The organism is Rummeliibacillus sp. POC4, from assembly GCF_003576525.1.
Taxonomy (GTDB): Bacteria; Bacillota; Bacilli; order Bacillales_A; family Planococcaceae; genus Rummeliibacillus.
This window is the reverse complement of sequence record NZ_QWUA01000009.1, coordinates 1-18,229: the sequence shown is the minus strand read 5'-3', so window position 1 is coordinate 18,229 and position 18,229 is coordinate 1. Positions and strand designations below refer to the sequence as shown.

13 protein-coding genes and 1 pseudogene are annotated in these 18,229 nt (G+C 36.1%); 1 reads left to right on the top strand and 13 read right to left on the bottom strand.

The window, feature by feature from the left end:
- Positions 1 to 4 precede the first annotated feature (4 nt).
- From D1606_RS04765 to D1606_RS04710, 11 genes and pseudogenes are all read right to left on the bottom strand, one after another.
- Entirely contained in the window at positions 5 to 1,036 is a 1,032-nt protein-coding gene (locus D1606_RS04765) for an alpha/beta fold hydrolase (RefSeq protein ID WP_119414876.1), read from the bottom strand.
- An 80-nt stretch (positions 1,037 to 1,116) separates the two neighbouring features.
- Positions 1,117 to 1,395, bottom strand: coding sequence for a hypothetical protein (locus tag D1606_RS04760; protein ID WP_199670663.1), 279 nt, complete (start codon positions 1,393 to 1,395; stop codon positions 1,117 to 1,119).
- 339 nt (positions 1,396 to 1,734) lie between these two features.
- Complete coding sequence (meaB, locus tag D1606_RS04750; RefSeq protein ID WP_119414873.1) at positions 1,735 to 2,814, bottom strand: methylmalonyl Co-A mutase-associated GTPase MeaB; 1,080 nt, start codon at positions 2,812 to 2,814, stop codon at positions 1,735 to 1,737.
- Positions 2,814 to 4,961: pseudogene (gene scpA, locus D1606_RS04745) on the bottom strand (methylmalonyl-CoA mutase). Before scpA ends, meaB begins: the two are co-directional and overlap by 1 nt.
- Positions 4,958 to 6,619, bottom strand: coding sequence for a methylmalonyl-CoA mutase family protein (locus tag D1606_RS04740; protein ID WP_119414872.1), 1,662 nt, complete (start codon positions 6,617 to 6,619; stop codon positions 4,958 to 4,960). The pseudogene scpA and the gene D1606_RS04740 overlap by 4 nt, the downstream one beginning before the upstream one ends.
- A gap of 117 nt (positions 6,620 to 6,736) precedes the next feature.
- On the bottom strand, positions 6,737 to 8,011 hold the full coding sequence (locus tag D1606_RS04735; protein ID WP_119414871.1) for a dihydrolipoamide acetyltransferase family protein: 1,275 nt from the start codon (positions 8,009 to 8,011) through the stop codon (positions 6,737 to 6,739).
- Positions 8,012 to 8,030: 19 nt separating this feature from the next.
- Positions 8,031 to 9,014, bottom strand: a complete 984-nt coding sequence (locus D1606_RS04730) for an alpha-ketoacid dehydrogenase subunit beta (RefSeq protein WP_119414870.1) — start codon at positions 9,012 to 9,014, stop codon at positions 8,031 to 8,033.
- 2 nt (positions 9,015 to 9,016) lie between these two features.
- The gene (locus D1606_RS04725; RefSeq protein WP_119414869.1) at positions 9,017 to 10,021 is read right to left on the bottom strand and encodes a thiamine pyrophosphate-dependent dehydrogenase E1 component subunit alpha; all 1,005 of its coding nucleotides are present in this window, start codon (positions 10,019 to 10,021) and stop codon (positions 9,017 to 9,019) included.
- A 15-nt stretch (positions 10,022 to 10,036) separates the two neighbouring features.
- On the bottom strand, positions 10,037 to 11,464 hold the full coding sequence (gene lpdA, locus D1606_RS04720; RefSeq protein WP_119414868.1) for a dihydrolipoyl dehydrogenase: 1,428 nt from the start codon (positions 11,462 to 11,464) through the stop codon (positions 10,037 to 10,039).
- Between the two features lie 179 nt (positions 11,465 to 11,643).
- On the bottom strand, positions 11,644 to 12,747 hold the full coding sequence (locus D1606_RS04715; protein ID WP_119414867.1) for a Leu/Phe/Val dehydrogenase: 1,104 nt from the start codon (positions 12,745 to 12,747) through the stop codon (positions 11,644 to 11,646).
- A gap of 178 nt (positions 12,748 to 12,925) precedes the next feature.
- The gene (locus D1606_RS04710; RefSeq protein WP_119414866.1) at positions 12,926 to 14,974 is read right to left on the bottom strand and encodes a sigma-54 interaction domain-containing protein; all 2,049 of its coding nucleotides are present in this window, start codon (positions 14,972 to 14,974) and stop codon (positions 12,926 to 12,928) included.
- A gap of 133 nt (positions 14,975 to 15,107) precedes the next feature.
- On the opposite strand from D1606_RS04710, the gene D1606_RS04705 reads away from it, so the two are divergent.
- Entirely contained in the window at positions 15,108 to 15,347 is a 240-nt protein-coding gene (locus D1606_RS04705; RefSeq protein ID WP_119414865.1) for a DUF2627 domain-containing protein, read from the top strand.
- 56 nt (positions 15,348 to 15,403) lie between these two features.
- Here the strand turns inward: D1606_RS04705 and D1606_RS04700 are convergent, their stop codons facing one another.
- Together D1606_RS04700 and D1606_RS04695 are read right to left on the bottom strand one after the other, a co-directional pair.
- The gene (locus D1606_RS04700; RefSeq protein ID WP_119414864.1) at positions 15,404 to 16,126 is read right to left on the bottom strand and encodes a glycerophosphodiester phosphodiesterase; all 723 of its coding nucleotides are present in this window, start codon (positions 16,124 to 16,126) and stop codon (positions 15,404 to 15,406) included.
- The gene (locus tag D1606_RS04695; RefSeq protein WP_119414863.1) at positions 16,119 to 17,690 is read right to left on the bottom strand and encodes a flagellar assembly protein A; all 1,572 of its coding nucleotides are present in this window, start codon (positions 17,688 to 17,690) and stop codon (positions 16,119 to 16,121) included. Before D1606_RS04695 ends, D1606_RS04700 begins: the two co-directional genes overlap by 8 nt.
- Between the last annotated feature and the right edge of the window lie 539 nt (positions 17,691 to 18,229).

Sequence of the window (18,229 nt, the reverse complement as noted above, 5' to 3'; positions counted from 1 at the left end):
ATTTTTATTTAACAAATGTATCAACCATCCATTTATCAAACTTTTTCTTCTCTTCAAATTGTGGATAATGCGCTGATTTCTCAAAAGTGATAAATTCTTTTTGACTGGCGTCAATCCGGTCAAAATAGTTTTTTGCTTCGTTATATGTCGTCATATAATCATATTTTCCCATAACAAAATAACAAGGTATTTCAAGTTTCTTTACTTTAGTGGGTAATGGATTTTTTAATACTTCTTTTAACAAAGCATTTTGCGAGTAAGATACTCCAAAGTTATAGCGAATAACATCTAATAAGTTATATTCACTACTTAATAGCATATCCAGATTATTTCCATCGGGATTATCAATCAGTCTTACACTGCCCCCGTATTTTGCAACATAATTTCTTGGGGTAAATGTATCACCATTTTTAATATTTTCCGTTGACCTTTGTAAATCTGTAACATCATCCTTATTTCCCTCTTTTTGAGCCTGATTTATAGAGTAGTTCAAAGTTTCTATCTCACTTTTTACTGTATCACTCATCTGACCAATCCCAATATAGGCTTCATATTTTTTTGGAGCTTTAGAGGCAGCTTGTGTTGCAATATATGTACCATACGAATGACCAATCAGAATTACTTTTTCTTTGCCAAGACGTTCGGATATGTAATCTGTTAAAGCTAATAAATCATCCACTAATAACTCCGATGAAAGATTCGAATAGTCCTCAAAAAAATGATATGATTTTCCACTTGCCCGTTGATCATAATTTACAACCGTAAAATTTTCTTCTAGTAAGTCTTGATATTTTTTAGCATAGGGTATCTCTGAACATCCTGGTCCCCCATGGACAAAAATAATAACCGGATTATGCCGGTCTTTACCGCGAATCATTATTTCATGACCACTTCCATTAATCTCTACTTGTTCTAATGTACTAATACTCTTCTCGCCATTTTTATGCGGAGTCCATGTAGGGAAAAAAAGTGCTATGATTAATAATAAAACTATAATTACTCCGAAAAATTTAATTGATTGTAATATTTTTTTCATAAGACTCCCTTTAACAATAAATTTTACTTGAAGAGCGTTAACCTATTCTTAGATCAACGCTCGTCAAAGTTTTAAATAATTTATTTTTCGCCAATTCCCATCGCTAATAATAATAAAGATGCAACCCCTAGAACAAGTACGTTTCCTAATAAACCGGTCATTAAAAGAATAAGTCGTCTCGACAAAAGCCAAGAACGTATTGCAAGGGCAATACCAATTATTGATAATACGCTATAGATGGCGATTATCACAGATATATCAGCATCAGGCCCTCTTAGTAAAAAGAAAATTACAATATTTATGATGATGGGTAATAATGCTACAAGCCCTAAAATATTTCCTTTTTCTCTCTTATCCAAAACTTCTAAGCCTCCTTTTATTTACAAAATGTTTTAATTTTAACCATTAACAAATTATACCAAATATTAGTTTTTCAGTAAATGCATATCTTCAATATCTTGTAAAAAAAGTATTCAAAAATTTTTCTAGCGACCCCGTTATTTGTTCCGCTAGTTTATCCGCGATATTTGATGTAACTTCCGCGGTTTTCGGTTGTCGTTCCGCGATTTTCACTGGTTGTTCCGCGGTTTTGAAAATTGTTCCGCGTTCAGCACAATTTATATCTTCATCTGCGAACAATTATTACCTTATTATCCTAAATATCACTTTATACTCAAACAAAAAAAACTGAGTAAAAATTACTCAGCCTCTTTTGGAAATAACTGCTCGACACCTTGTGCGACAGTGATTTGTCCATTTAGTATTTGTTGTTCTAAGGTTTGTACCTGATTCTTTCTATCGGGATTTCCGTAGAAGGAATCGATTAAGTGATCGTGAATCATGGATTGGAACCAATCGGTCGTTTGTTTACTTCGACGACTATCCCAAACCCCATTTTCTAATCCTTGTTTTTGGAATTCTAAGATAGTTTCAAGTACTTTGTCTAATCCCTTATTTTCATAAGAGGATGCTGTCAAAGAGCGAGTTGTCCAGCCTGGCGTTGCGGGTTGTAACAGATGAAGAATTTGTTTGTATTCTGCAGCTGTTTTTTTGGCATTGCGGATATTATCACCATCTGCTTTATGCACTAGAATTGTATCTGCAAGTTCCATAATTCCCTTTTTCATGCCTTGTAGTTCGTCACCCGCACCAGTCAAGACTAGTAAAAGGAAGAAATCTACCATGCCACGGACAATGGTTTCACTTTGCCCAACGCCAACGGTTTCGATCAAAATAATGTCATAGCCAGCAGCTTCACATAAAAGCATGGTTTCACGCGTTTTTTTGTGTACGCCACCAAGTGTACCAGCAGAAGGAGACGGACGGATGAAAGCATTCTTCTCACGAGATAATTCTTCCATCCTTGTTTTATCTCCTAAAATACTACCACCGGTAACAGTTGAACTCGGGTCAATGGCTAGTACCGCTACTTTGTGACCTTGACTACAAAGCATTTTTCCAAAGGCTTCGATAAACGTACTCTTTCCTGCACCAGGTACACCGGTAATTCCAATTCGAATAGAATTTCCTGTATAAGGGAGGAGTTTTTTTAATAACTCCTGCCCCTCTACTTTATCATCAACATTCGAACTTTCTAAAAGTGTGATGGCTTTGGCTAAATGTAAGCGAGAACCTTCTCGAACCTCTGACGCTAACTCATCCAAATCTTGCTTTTCTTTCTTTTTCTTCACAAACTTTTTTCGCTTTGTTGGCTCCATACCATCGTGAATCGCTTTAACACCTGGTTGTACAAAAAGCGCGGATTCTTTATCAGGCATTAAGCTTCCTCATAGCCCAAGTTTTTGTATATGATTTCAAGCATTTTTTGTGATGCGATTGGCAATACAGTACCAGGTCAAAAGATTGCAGCTGCACCATGTTCATATAAGAAATCATAATCTTGTGCTGGAATAACTCCACCAACAATAACGATAATATCTTCACGACCTAATTTTTTCAATTCTGCAACAAGTTCAGGAACCAATGTTTTGTGACCCGCAGCAAGTGAAGAAACACCTACAACATGAACATCATTTTCTACTGCCATTTGAGCTGTTTCTTCTGGTGTCATAAATAATGGTGAAATATCAACGTCAAAACCGAAATCAGCGTAAGCAGTTGCAACTACTTTCGCACCACGGTCATGACCATCTTGACCCATTTTTGCTACTAGAATACGTGGACGACGACCTTCATTTTCTAGGAATTCGTCAGTCATTTGTTTTATTTCTTTAATCGCATCTTCATCTGAATAGTTCGTAGCGTACACCCCACTAATTGAGCGAATAACTGCTTTGTGACGTCCAGATACTTTTTCAATAGCATCTGAAATTTCGCCTAGTGTTGCACGTGCACGAGCTGCATCTACTGCAACAGCAAGTAAGTTTTCTTCGCCTGTTTCAGCAGCTTTTGTTAGGCGTGCTAAGTGGCGTTTCACTTCTGCATCGTCTCGCTCAGCTTTCATTTTGTTAATACGGTCAATTTGAGATTGACGTACTAATGTATTATCAATATCTAAAATTTCAATCGGTTCTTCTTCTGTAAGACGATATTTGTTCACACCTATAATCGTTTCTGCTTTTGAGTCAATTTTTGCTTGGCGTTTTGCTGCTGCTTCTTCGACCTTCATCTTTGGTAGACCTGTTTCGATCGCTTTTGCCATACCGCCAAGATCCTCAATTTCTTCGATCAATTTCCAAGCGGATTGAGTTAGTTCATCTGTAAGTTTTTCAACATAGTATGAACCGCCCCATGGATCGATTGTTTTCGTCATACCTGTTTCGTTTTGCAAGAACAATTGCGTATTACGCGCAATTCGAGCTGAGAAATCAGTCGGTAGAGCAATTGCTTCATCAAGTGCATTTGTATGAAGGGATTGCGTATGTCCCATTGTTGCTGCGTTTGCTTCGATTAGTGTACGTGTCACGTTGTTAAATGGATCTTGCTCTGTTAAAGACCAACCAGAAGTTTGTGAGTGAGTACGTAATGCTAATGTTTTTGGATTTTTCGGATTGAATGTAGACATCATTTGTGCCCAAATTCGACGAGCTGCACGCATTTTCGCAATTTCCATGTAATAGTTCATACCGATTGCCCAGAAGAAAGATAAACGTGGAGCAAATTTATCGATATCAATGCCTGCTTTTAATCCTGTACGAACATATTCAAGACCATCTGCTAGTGTGTATGCAAGTTCAATATCATTCGTAGCCCCAGCTTCTTGAATATGGTAACCAGAAATAGAGATTGAGTTAAATTTCGGCATGAATTTTGATGTATATTCAAAAATATCAGCGATAATCTTCATAGACATTTCTGGAGGATAAATATATGTGTTACGAACCATATATTCTTTTAAAATGTCATTTTGGATTGTACCTGATAATTTATCAGGTGTTACGCCTTGTTCTTCTGCTGTTACAATATAAAACGCAAGAACAGGTAGTACCGCACCATTCATCGTCATGGATACAGACATTTGATCAAGTGGAATACCATCAAATAGAATTTTTGTATCTTCTACTGAGTCGATTGCAACGCCGGCTTTACCAACATCACCTGTTACGCGAGGGTGATCTGAGTCATAGCCACGGTGTGTTGCAAGGTCAAATGCAACTGATAAACCTTTTTGACCCATCGCAAGGTTACGACGATAGAAAGCATTTGATTCTTCAGCTGTAGAGAAACCTGCGTATTGACGGATTGTCCAAGGACGTCCTACATACATTGTCGGATAAGGTCCACGTGTATTTGGAGCAATTCCAGCTACATCATTTAGATGTTTTAATCCTTTGTAATCTTCTTTCGTATATACATTTTTCACTTCAATATTTTCATTTGTATGAAATGTTTTATCTGAAACAGGAACTTCTTCTGTTTTTAAAACTTCTTCTATCGAAATATCAGCAAAATTTGGCTTGCTCATCGTTGAACCTCCTTCAAGGTATCTTGGATGCCTTGTAATTTCTCAATAATATTTTGACCAGCGAAGACAAAACCATTTAGTCCTTGTTCTTCCCAATCTTCATCAAATTTACCCGCAGCATCTAATAATATATGTCCTGGTTTTGAAGCTAATAATGCAGGAATGACTTCTTTTGTATCGTCATCAGTTGCACTAAATACTACATAGTCAGCTGTCGTATTTGATAACCACTCTTTTGCTTTTTCGATATCTGTAAATGGATCTGTTACTTCTGCAGTAATACCTGCAGTCGCGAATATACCTTTTACAAAGTCAGTACGTGGTTTAATATTTTTGAGAATTCCATATGTTAAAATCGCAACATGTACCGGTGATTGTTTGAATTGTTGTCGAAGTTCTTCGAATGGTTTTGCAATTCGATTTACTTCATAGAATGATTCTGATGGTACTTCTTCGTTCGCATTTGCGAAATTATTTGTACCAACTAAAACAGTTTTGCGACGTTCTACATCGTTGATACGTTTTGCCATCATTTCGTCAAGTTCTTTTTGAAGTTTTCCTGATTCAGCATATGCGCTATAGCCGCCAGCTTCCTCGATTTCGACAAATTTCGCCCAAGCCTTTTTCACTAACTCATGAGTCAATGATTCAACGTAATAAGAACCGCCAGCAGGATCTAGAACTTGCGTTATATGAGATTCTTCTTTAATCACTAAGGATACGTTACGTGCGATACGAATTGATTGGTTTGTTGGTTTAGTTAGTACATCATGAGGATGAACTGTCACCACGTCCGCTCCACCTAATACAGCAGAAAATGCTTCATTTCCGGCACGTAAAAGATTTACATAAACATCTAATTTTGAAAAGCTACGTAAAGATGTTTCTGCAAAAATTTTAACTGGTTGAGGATTTTCTACACCATAAGCTTTTGCAAAAGCCTTCCATAATACTCTAAATGCACGGATTTTTGCGATTTCCATAAAGAATTTTGTATCGATTGCGAAGGATACGAAAAATTGTTTTTCAAATTCAGCGAATTCCATGTTGTTAGCTAACTCACTTGCTTTAGCTAATGCAATCGCTAATTCTTGAACTGCATTTGCACCTTGATAATGCGCATCTTGAATGTAAGCGTTTAACTTTCGAACATTCGGAAAATCCAGAATAGTTTGTTCCTCTTTTGAAATGATAAAGCCTGAAATATCTTTATTCTCAACATATTTAAATACGTCAACAACTGCTGGATCAACAACATTGATAACAAATGGATGTTTTTCAAGTAATGCTGCTAATTGTTTTAATGCATTTTCATTCCATTCAAATTTCACTTTGCCAACTGTAACATATTGGTTACCTCGTTCAAACGAATCCTCTGTTTGAGCGATGAATTCTTCAATCGAATCTCCATATGCTGCTTGAGCTACAGTAAATGCACTATCCACTTGCATTGCTCGAATAGTTGATACTTGTTCCTCTAATTTCCCGTCAACTTTTGCCATTAGGCTTTCAGTTGTGTATAAAGGTTCAAGAGTAATCCCCTCAATTGTTTTTGTAAATAATGATTCAAAAGGTTTTCCTTTAAGAGCCTTAATCGATGCTTCTTGCCATTCATCGTAAGAAGGTTTTTTAAATTCTACTTCTTTCATGTTTGTCATACGGACGCGATGACGCTTCCCCCCTTCAGTGATTCTATTACTATTTTACACAACAATGTGACTTCATAAAAGAAAAAAAAGTCTGAAAACCGTAATATTACGGTCTTCAGACATCTATCAATAGATTGAAGTTGTGTCTTTTGATATATTTTCGAGAATTTCTTTTACACGAGCTAGAAATTTCCCGCTTACGAATCCATCTAAAATTCTATGATCAATGGATAAACAAATATTCACCATATCTCTTGCAGCAAACATTCCACCGTTCATAATTACAGGACGTTTTACAATAGATTCTATTTGTAATATCGCTGCCTGTGGATAATTGATAATACCCATCGATTGAACAGAGCCAAATGAACCTGTGTTATTTACAGTGAATGTTCCACCTTGCATATCTTCGGATTTCAACTTGCCGCTTCGTACTTTAATGGCAAGTTCATGGACCTCTTTTGCGATACCTTTAATCGACTTGTCATCTGCATGATGAATAACTGGAACATACAATGCATCTTCTGTTGTTACAGCAATAGAAAGGTTGATATCCTTTTTCTGAATAATTTTGTCACCTTGCCATTGTGAATTCATCATTGGAAACTCTTTTAAAGCTTGGGAAACTGCTTTTACAAAGAAAGCAAAGTACGTAAGATTATATCCTTCTTTCTTTTTAAAATCCTCTTTTATCGAATCGCGATAACTTACTAAATCAGTGACATCCACTTCCATCATCATCCAGGCATGCGGTATTTCTTGTGTACTCATCACCATGTTCTTGGCAATTGCACGTCGAACACCTGATACTGGGATTTCAATATCACCGATGCTTGATGGCTGCGTTTCTATGTGATTTGTTAACTTCACTTCAGGTATAACTTGTTGCGTGGCTATATTTGGTTGTTCCACCTTTTGTTTTGTCGCTTTAGGAATATTACCCGTTTCAATAATCTTTTGGATATCTTTTCGTGTTATTCGTCCAGAAGCGCCGCTACCTTCTACTTGCGTGAGGTCAATTTGATGTTCTGAAGCTAAGCGTACAACAGCTGGTGAATATCTTGTTTTCATTGATTTTTCGTTCGAAGTATTAGTATTTTGATCTTCGTTAGAACTTTCTTTTGAATGAGTAGTTACTGTTGGTGGGTTTACAACAGCATCTTCAATTTCGATGGTACAAACGATCTTACCCACTTCAATTGTATCGCCTTCATGCGCGATTAGTTCAGATATTGTCCCTGTGAATGATGATGGTAATTCTGCTGTCACCTTGTCTGTTTGAACTTCAGCTAAAGCATCGTATTTTTTTACTTGGTCACCAGGTTTGATCAGCCATTTTTCAATTGTACCTTCTGTAACACTTTCACCAAGTTGTGGCATTGTAATATTTTGTATGGTCATATTATTCCCCTCCTTAGCACTAAAATGCTGCCAATTCGCGCATGGCCTGTTCTACTTTTTCAGGACTAATCATAAAGAATTTTTCCATTGTTGGCGCGTAAGGCATAGCTGGTACATCTGGTCCTGCTAAGCGTTTAATCGGTGCATCCAAATCAAATAAAGCATATTCCGCGATAATTGCTGCTACTTCACTCATTACACTGCCTTCTTTAGTGTCTTCTGTAATTAGAAGAACTTTTCCCGTTTTCTTCGCAGCTTCAATAATAGCTTCTTGATCGAGTGGATAGATTGTTCGCAAATCTAATATATGTGCGCTAATTCCATCTTTTTCAATTCTTTCAGCTGCTTGCAATGCAAAATGCACACCTAAGCCATACGTAATAACCGTAATATCATCGCCTTCACGTTTTACGTCTGCTTTCCCAATTTCAATGGTATAGTCGTCATCAGGAACTTCGCCTTTGATCAAACGATATGCTCTTTTATGTTCGAAAAATAATACAGGATCATCATCACGAATTGCAGCTTTTAATAAGCCTTTTGCATCGTATGGAGTAGATGGAATGACAATTTTTAACCCTGGTTGGTTCGCAAATACTGCTTCAACAGATTGTGAATGATAAAGTGCTCCATGAACACCACCACCAAAAGGTGCACGAATGACCATTGGACAATTCCAATCATTATTTGAACGATAGCGAACTTTTGCTGCTTCAGAAACGATTTGGTTGACAGCTGGCATGATAAAATCAGCAAATTGCATTTCTGCAATTGGTCTTAAGCCATACATAGCAGCACCAATTCCGACACCTGCTATTGCAGATTCTGCTAATGGTGTATCGATTACTCTGTCTTCGCCAAATTGTTCATATAAGCCGTTTGTTGCTTTGAATACGCCACCTTTACGACCAACATCTTCACCAAGGATAAAAACTCGTTCATCTCTTTCCATTTCTTCTTTCATCGCAAGTGTAATTGCATCAATATAAGATAAAACGGCCATTTTTATACTTCCTCCTGTTCTGCATAAACGTATTTTAATGCATGCTCAGGTGCTGCATATGGGGCCTGTTCTGCATATTCAGTAGCTTCATCAATTTCAGCCATGATGTCATTTTGCATTTTCTCTTCAAGTTCTGATGTTAAAATGTTCAATTCTTTTAAGTAATTTGAGAATCTCATAATCGGATCATGTGCTTTTCCTTCTGCTAAATCTTCTTCTGTCCGATATTGACGTTGATCATCATCAGATGAATGCGCAGTCAAACGATAGCAAACTGTTTCGATAAGACTTGGTCCTTTCCCCTCTCTCGCTCGATCAGCTGCTTCTTTTACTACTTTATAAACTTCAATTGGATCATTACCATCTACCGTTACACCTGGCATTCCATACCCTTTGGCACGATCAGATACATTTTCACAAGCAAGTTGTTTTTTTAACGGAACAGATATAGCATAGCGATTATTTTCTACCATAATAATAACCGGTAGTTTATGAACGCCCGCAAAATTAGCCCCTTCGTGGAAATCACCTTGGTTAGAGGATCCTTCACCTAGAGTTACAAATGTCACAAAATCTTTCTTTTGCATTTTACTAGCCAAAGCTACCCCTACTGCATGGGGTACTTGTGTTGTTACGGGTGATGAGCCTGTTATAATACGATTTTTCTTTTGTCCAAAGTGTCCTGGCATTTGTCTACCACCGGAGTTTGGGTCTTCTGCTTTTGCGAAAGCAGATAGCATTAGTTCTTGTGTAGTCATTCCGAAACGAAGGACAACCCCCATATCTCGATAATAAGGCGCGATATAATCTTTTTCGTTGTCTAATGCATAAGCCGCCCCTACTTGTGCTGCTTCTTGGCCTTGACAAGAAATAACAAATGGGATTTTACCTGCGCGATTTAGAAGCCACATTCTTTCATCTATTCGTCGTGCTAATAGCATTGTTCTATACATTTCAAGTACTTTTTCATCTGATAAACCTAATGCAGCATGTCTGTTTTCAGTCATTTTCTCATCTCTCCTTTACTGATGAATCGCTTTTCCTTCAACAGCTAAAGCTGCTTCTCCAATTGCTTCTGAAAGCGACGGATGTGGGTGGATATGTGCTGACATTTCCCACGGAGTCGCATCTACTAACATCGCAAGACTTGCTTCGGATATAAGTTCTGTTGCATGAGCACCAATGATATGTATCCCGACAATATCATCCGACTTTTTGTCTGCGATTATTTTCACAAATCCTTCTGTTTCACCGTAAACAAGCGCTTTTCCAATAGCAGCAAATGGAAATTTACCTATGGCGATTTCTAAACCCTGTTCTTTTGCTTGTTTTTCTGTAAAACCAATGCTTGCAACTTCTGGACTACCATAAATACAACGTGCTATCTTATGAAGTTCAATTTTCTCAGGTTGATATCCAGCAATATGTTCCACTGCATGGATTCCTTCATGAGATGCAACATGAGCAAGTTGCAAACCACCAATAACATCACCAATTGCATAGATATGAGTTTCTTTTGTTTGATAATGTTCATTTACTTCTACAAATCCGCGGTGTACTTCAATATCTGTATTATCTAGACCGATATTTTCTACATTTGCTTGTCTGCCAACTGATAATAATAATTTTTCTGCGGATAATTTTTGCTGTGAACCATTCACTTCAGCTGATATCTCAATGTGATCAGCATTTGCTTGCAGTGTTTCCGGAAGTATATTGGCATTGGTTAAAACACGGATACCCCTTTTTTCAAACGAAGTTGTCATTAATTTTTGAACATCATAATCTTCTGTTGGCAAAATAGCATCGGAATATTCAACAATCGTTACTTCTACACCAAAATCATGTAACATTGATGCCCATTCAATCCCGATTACGCCACCACCCACAATGATTAATGATTGTGGTAACTGTTCCAATGACATTAAATCATCTGATGTTAATATTGTTTTGCTATCTGGTGTCAAACCTTTTAAGCCTCTTGGTCTGGATCCTGTTGCAATGATGACATTTTTCGGAATGAGCATTTCATTTTCACGGTCATCTTCAAATTCCACCGAAATAGTACCAGACATCGGTGAAAAAATAGATGGTCCTAATATTCTTCCATAGCCTTTATATACATCAATTTTTCCTTTTTTCATCAAGCCTTGAACGCCTTTATGTAATTGATCAACAATTCCATTTTTGCGTTTTTGAGCCTGTTCAAAGTTAAATTTTATATCATATGCTTCCACACCAAATGTATGAGCTTGCTCTTTTGTTGTCCGATAGACTTCCGCACTGCGTAGCAAAGCTTTACTTGGAATACATCCTTTATGTAAACAAGTACCCCCTAGTTTACTTTGTTCCACAATGGCAGTAGAAAGGCCGAGTTGTGCGGCACGAATAGCTGCAACATAACCTCCTGGTCCTCCTCCTAATATGACAAGGTCATAATTCTTAGCCATAAGAACACACTCCTATTTTTATATTTCCCTATTAGTTATATCATTAAATTTTATATATAAAACGTGATAACTGTCATATTCAAATAAATAATAGCACTATCAAACATGACAGTTATATTTTTATTACCTGGTACTAAATTATAGCATACTTATTTTAAAAGTCACCTGATTTATATCTTCTAATCTCTTTCTCTATTTGATAGAATATTCTTTTCATTACGCAAAAATGTGCTTCGTGATTTTGAAATTCGATTGATACGATCTTCTGCTAATTGGTTGGCAGCCAAATAGGTCGGTATATTATCTCTTTTTGATATTGCTATAATTTTAGCTATGCTATCATAAATACCTTCCACTCTTTTCATCGCACGTTCACGATTATAGCCATATAACTCATCTGCAACATTAATCACACCGCCAGCATTAATAACGTAATCTGGCGCGTAAACAATGCCTGTTTCATGTAATATCTGGCCATGTACTGAATGTTGAAGCTGATTGTTAGCAGATCCGGCAATCACTTTTGCTTTCAGTTGTGGGATGGTTTGATCATTAATAATTGCACCTAATGCACATGGTGAGAAAATATCCACTTCTTGTTTATATATTTCATGTGGTTCTACAGCTGTTGCACCAAATTCTTCTACAACTCGTGTTACAGCTAGTTCATTAATATCTGTTACAATCAATTCTGCCCCTTCTTCATATAAATACTGACACAATGTATAAGCAACATTACCAAGCCCTTGAACAGCAATTTTTTTACCTTTCAAATTATCGCTACCAAACGCCTCTTTTGCAGCCGCTTTCATCCCTACATATACACCATATGCCGTTACTGGTGATGGGTTACCTGATGACCCAAATGCAGGAGAAATACCAGTGACATAATCGGTCTCTTCATGAATCAAATCCATATCAGCAACTGTTGTACCAACATCCTCCGCTGTAATATAACGGCCATTCAATCCTTGTATAAATCTACCGAGCGCACGAAACATTTCATCATTTTTATCTTTGAATGGATCACCCATAATAACCGTTTTTCCACCACCTAGATTTAAACCAGCTGCTGCATTTTTATATGTCATACCACGAGCCAATCGTAGCGCATCTTCTATAGCATCCGCTTCTGATGCATAAGTCCACATTCTTGTACCACCAAGCGCAGGCCCTAGTGTTGTATCATGTATAGCAATAATTGCTTTTAACCCTGAAGATTGATCTTGACACATTACAATTTGTTCATAATCATATTTTTCCATATACTTGAAGATTTCCATTGATATGTCCCCCTTTGAAGTTGTGAACTATTTCTGGTTTTTATAAATCCCAGTTACCATTATTTAATGCAAGAAGCATGCCAAATGTAAAAAGCCTACCTTAAATGAATTTCATTTAAGGTAGGCTTTTAAATTCCGTGCAATATTTTGCGCAATGTGCAATTTGTTGCGCGCCATTTTATGCAAGACCATATTTTTCTAATTTATAATATAAACTTCTAATCGAAATATTGAGCATATGAGCCGTCTTTGTTTTATTGTATTGACAGGTTTCTAATGCTTGTTCAATAATTTGTTTTTCATGACGATGCATGATTTCTTCGAGTGAACCTTGAATGATCTTCAGAGCCTTATCGTTTTCAGCAAAATCATTCTGATTACTAGAAATTTGAACAAAACGTTCATGTATTTCTGTTTCAGAAATTGGCATGAAAATCATAGCCCGCCCAATGACATTTTCTAATTCACGGACATTACCAGGCCAATTGTAGGATTGTAGTTTTGGAATAACCGCTGGTGAAACCGTGGTCACATTTCTCCCATATTCACGATTTAGCTTTGTCAACAAACGCTCTACAAGTTGTGGTATATCCTGTAATCGATTTCGTAATGGCGGGATATAAATCGGCATTCGATTTAATCGATAATATAGATCTTCACGAAAAGTATGATCATGTAGCGCCTTTTCCATATTGACATTCGTTGCAGCAATAATACGAACATCAATCGGAATTGGTTTTACACCACCTACTCGCACAATTTCTCTTTCCTGTAGAACTCTTAATAATTTAGCTTGTGTATTTAACGATAATTCCCCAATCTCATCTAAGAAGATACTACCACCATTTGCTTCTTCAAAAAGGCCCCGCTTTCCTCCTTTTTTCGCACCCGTAAAGGCTCCGTCTTCATAACCAAATAGTTCACTTTCTAATAAGTTTTCTGCAATTGCTGCACAATTTACGCGGATAAACTTTTCATAATGCCGGTTACTTTCACTATGAATGGCATGAGCAAATAATTCCTTTCCAGTTCCTGATTCTCCTCTTAAAAACACCGTGACAGGCGTTTTAGCAGCCAATTTTGCTTGTTCTATAGCCAATGTCATTTCTTCCGAATTACCGATGATATCATCAAATACATATTTTGACTCTAAAGATCTAATAATTGTTTTTGCTTTGTTTAATTCCTGGGCAAGCGAACGCATTTCTGTGACATCATGAATAACACCTACACTACCTTTTAGTTCATTTTCTACGATAATAGGTGCCACATTCACGATAACTTCCCGCATACTCGGTCCTAGACGCATATTGACACCACGAATTGGCTTTTTCGTTTCAATTACTTTAAGATGCATACTTTCACCCTCGGAGATATCTGTTGTAGCTGGCTTTCCGATGATTTCCTCTGGAGGAAGCCCTGTAATTCTTGTATACGCAGGATTTACAAGAATACCTCGGCCTTGTTCATCCACTACAGAAATAGCATCGTCACTCGATTGGATAATTGCTTCTAGCATCGTTTTGATTTCTTTTAAATCTGTAATTTCTTCGGCTAAAGATACTACTTCGCTAATATCCTTGAAGATGGCAAATGCACCGATTTGCATCGAATGTTCATCCAACATTGGAAATCTGGAAGTGACAATTTTTTTGCCCGTTTTTAATAGTAGTTCCTGATTGGTTTCAGCTTGACCAGTTTCTATGACTCTATTTAATCCGCTATTTGGAATGACAACATCTATATGTTGACCTATTGCTTCATCCATTGAGATTCCTGTAATTCGTTGTGCACTTTGGTTAAAAAAAGTGACAATTCCTGAAGGATTAATACTTATCATACCCTCTTCAATCGAATTAAATATAATTTGTTGTCGCTTTGAGAAAGATTGCAGTTTCTGAATATAGTAATCTTTTTCTTGTAATAGTTGTACAATAATTTCAGCGAATCCACCCGGTATCAACATTGTTTCTTTTGGTAAAGTCGCCCTTAACTCTTCAAAAACTTTGTGATCACCAGTTACATCAATGACCATTTCAATTGAATCTTGTAAAAAACTTCGCCAGTCATTTCCCGTTTGAATGCCCATTTTCTTTGCCTCAATGATTCCACTGGCATCGTCCTTGATATCTATAACTGCTACGGTTTGCCATTTAGATGCGTGTCCCAATAACCGTAAGATAGCCGTTCCCCCATTGCCTGCACCTACTATCATTATTCTATGCAAATTTTTTCACTTCCTATCTATTTTAGTTCAAGTATTTTCCTATAATTATTGATATTATAGTATCGAATGTTGATACGCTTGACAATCTATACAATACACGTGAGAATATAAAAGATTAGAGGAGTTGAACGAAATGGGTCGTTTTATAGCTTTTATCATATTAGCCATTCCCGCCATTATGGCTGCAACCGGGATAAAATTAATGCGCGATACTTTTTTTGCAAAATTAGCTGATCCCATACCTTACCTATGGTTGCAATTTACAATTGGAATTATCTTATTTTTAATAGGATTTGGTTTTTTTGCAGGATACTTATTAAACAGAGATCGAAAAAATGGACGAGTAGCAACAAAATATTCTAAGAAGAAATAAAATTGAATGATAGAAAATGCGAAGCCTCTACGGAATTTCATATCCCATAGAGGCTTTTATACTTTTCTTTGTGCTGCTCGGACTATTTCAGGATAGTCAGTAATCCATCCAATCACGTTTTTATGTGGTGATGTAATGTATTTTTCATTACCGTGGATATTGTAAAATCTGCATTTTTTATGATGACGAAAACAGGCATCTAAATATCGTTCTTTGTAATACCAAGTTTTGTTGGCATGAATCGTATCGATATAAGGCAATTGATCTAACTCGTCCCAATTCAATAATTTTGTAGCGATAAAGGCTGTTTCTATGTTTGGTGCTAGCCTTTTGACATTTTTAAGAAGGTCTAGATGAAATGAGGAAAAATGAATATACGGGATTTCCATACATCTTTCTACTGTTGTTTTTAATGCATTGGAATTCTCTATAAAAGATTCTTTAAGCTCAATATTTAACGGTACTTTTGTCCTTGAATGCCAAGATAGAAATTCCTCAAATGTTAAAATCGCTGGTCCTCTAAATCTTCTTATAAAAAGCTTACCAACCTTCAAGGATTTGAGTTCTTTTAAAGTTAGATCGGATACTAATGCGTTTTTGCCCGTCAATCTTCTCAAATTGTAATCGTGTACTACGACCGGTATTTGATCCTTTGTCATTTGAATATCAAGTTCTAACCCATCTGCTTGCAATTCTAAGGCTAGTTGAAAAGCATCAAGGGAATTTTCAATCGCATAAGCTGAAGCACCACGATGTGCGAAGACTAATGGTCTAGACATTCAGCTCGCCATTTTCCAAGGTGAATTTTCCACAAGTCGAGCTATTCAATATAGTTGACTTCTTCCCAATTTGAATAACAGTACCAGGAAAAGCTTCTTTAGTAATATTAATGTTCTCATCTCCCGTGCTTTTTAGTTGTTGGAAAATACTGTTTATTTCTGTTTCTAATTGATTTAACTCAGATTCCTTTTTATGAATCGTTTCGATAGTATCATCATATGTTTTTCGTTGAATTTCGTTCATTTGTTCTAAAAATGGTTTAAGAGAAAATACTTTCTCATCTAAATGCGCAATTTCCTTTTCAATCTCCATAATTTTATCTTTTTTATCTTTGATAATTTTAGCACTTTCTTTTCGGTCTGGTAGAGTAAGGATTAGCTCTGTCTTTCTTTCTAACCTATTTCCTGAAATGGCAGCGTTGATAGAATTTGTAGCTTCCGCAGAACCGCCAATAATTTTGCCACTTTGTTCATTGACAAAAATATTTTGTGCCTTAAGATTGGAATCCATGGAATAAGAGCCTATAAAAATATCTTTTGAAGCTTGTAGCGTACTATCATTTGTATGTTTTACGTAAATATTGCCCCCTGCACGTACAACGGTCTCACCATTTCCAAAAATCCCACCACGAATATAGATATCACCATATTTAGATTCAATCAGTTTAGCTCCAGTTACTCCTTCAATTCCTTCAATTGAAATATCTCCAGTAGCTTCTACAGAGAAACCTGCAACAACGGTTTCACTGATCGTAATCGATCCATCAAATTTTAAATTTCCTGTTTCTAAACCGACATCTTTTTTAATCTGAAGATGCTTATTAATCGCTAATTTTTCGTTTGTGTTATCAATTACCCCATTATTCTTTGCTCTAATAATAATCTTACCATCGACTTCTTGTTCATAAATGGAACTAGCATCATATTTTAATGGAATGTCCTTACCATCAATTGCTGGAATTGTTTCGCCAAGTACATTCTTACCTGGTATTCCAGGCTTTGCTGGGATTTTTTCTCCTAACCATGCATCTTGTTCGATTTCAAAGATAAAATTCATATCATAGTAATCTGCACGGCCACTCTCCAAAATTTGAGGCTTTCTCTCTGGAATTTCTAAGTACGTTATTTTAGCATCCGGTCCCTTTTGTGGCGGTAATCCTGCAGCCACTGTTACAGGTTTTCCAGATTTCACATCATTTAATGATAAGGTATGAAGACCAAATGTAACCCCGACATTTTCCGCAACTTCTCTGATTTGCTTATTCAAATTGTCATCATCTTGGAAGATGGTCGTTGGATCCTCATTAATATACATAGTGGCAAGCATTCGATCTCTTGATACAACAATTTCTAATGGTAGTAGCCAAGCACCAATTTCGACTTGTTCACTCCCCACAGTATTTAAAGCCTTTCTTAAATTCGCAAAACTTGTTAATTTTATGCGCGGATTCTTTTTTAAAATCATATCAAAATCTTTTAAAGAAAAGCCTTCTTTATTCACTTGGATATAAACTTTTGTTTGTTCCTCTAATAATTGTATGTAATCGTTCTCATAAATTAGCAAGACTATTCACCCTTCCAAGCACATATTCCCGTAAACTCTAGTTACTATATTATCGTAATATTTTTGGATTTTTTTAGTGTATTTGTTCCGAAAGTAAATATGATTAATAAAACCTTAGCTACAGAAAATAGAAAATTCTAATAATACTGTTTATAGGCAATGAATTATTATTTTATTTCACTAAAACTATTTATATAGGTGTTGTCTATATATTCATTTCCTTTATTTTAGTTTAGAAGTAAAACTTAAAAATTCCAACAATATGGAAATAATATATTCTATAATTATTTTACCTGAAAATGGATTAAGTTTAAATCAATCGATTAAATTTTTGTAAAAAAATTCATATTAGCCTTATATAATTAATAGCAGAATTTCACTCACTTATAACTATTTTAATATAGTTTTATACCTGCAATGAATTATTATATAAAATCAATTATTATAAAAATCTATTTTAAGCTCTTTGGTTGTTTAACTATTGATATAATAGTGTTATACCATTGTTACATTTTCTGTTTATAAAGGAAAAATTATAA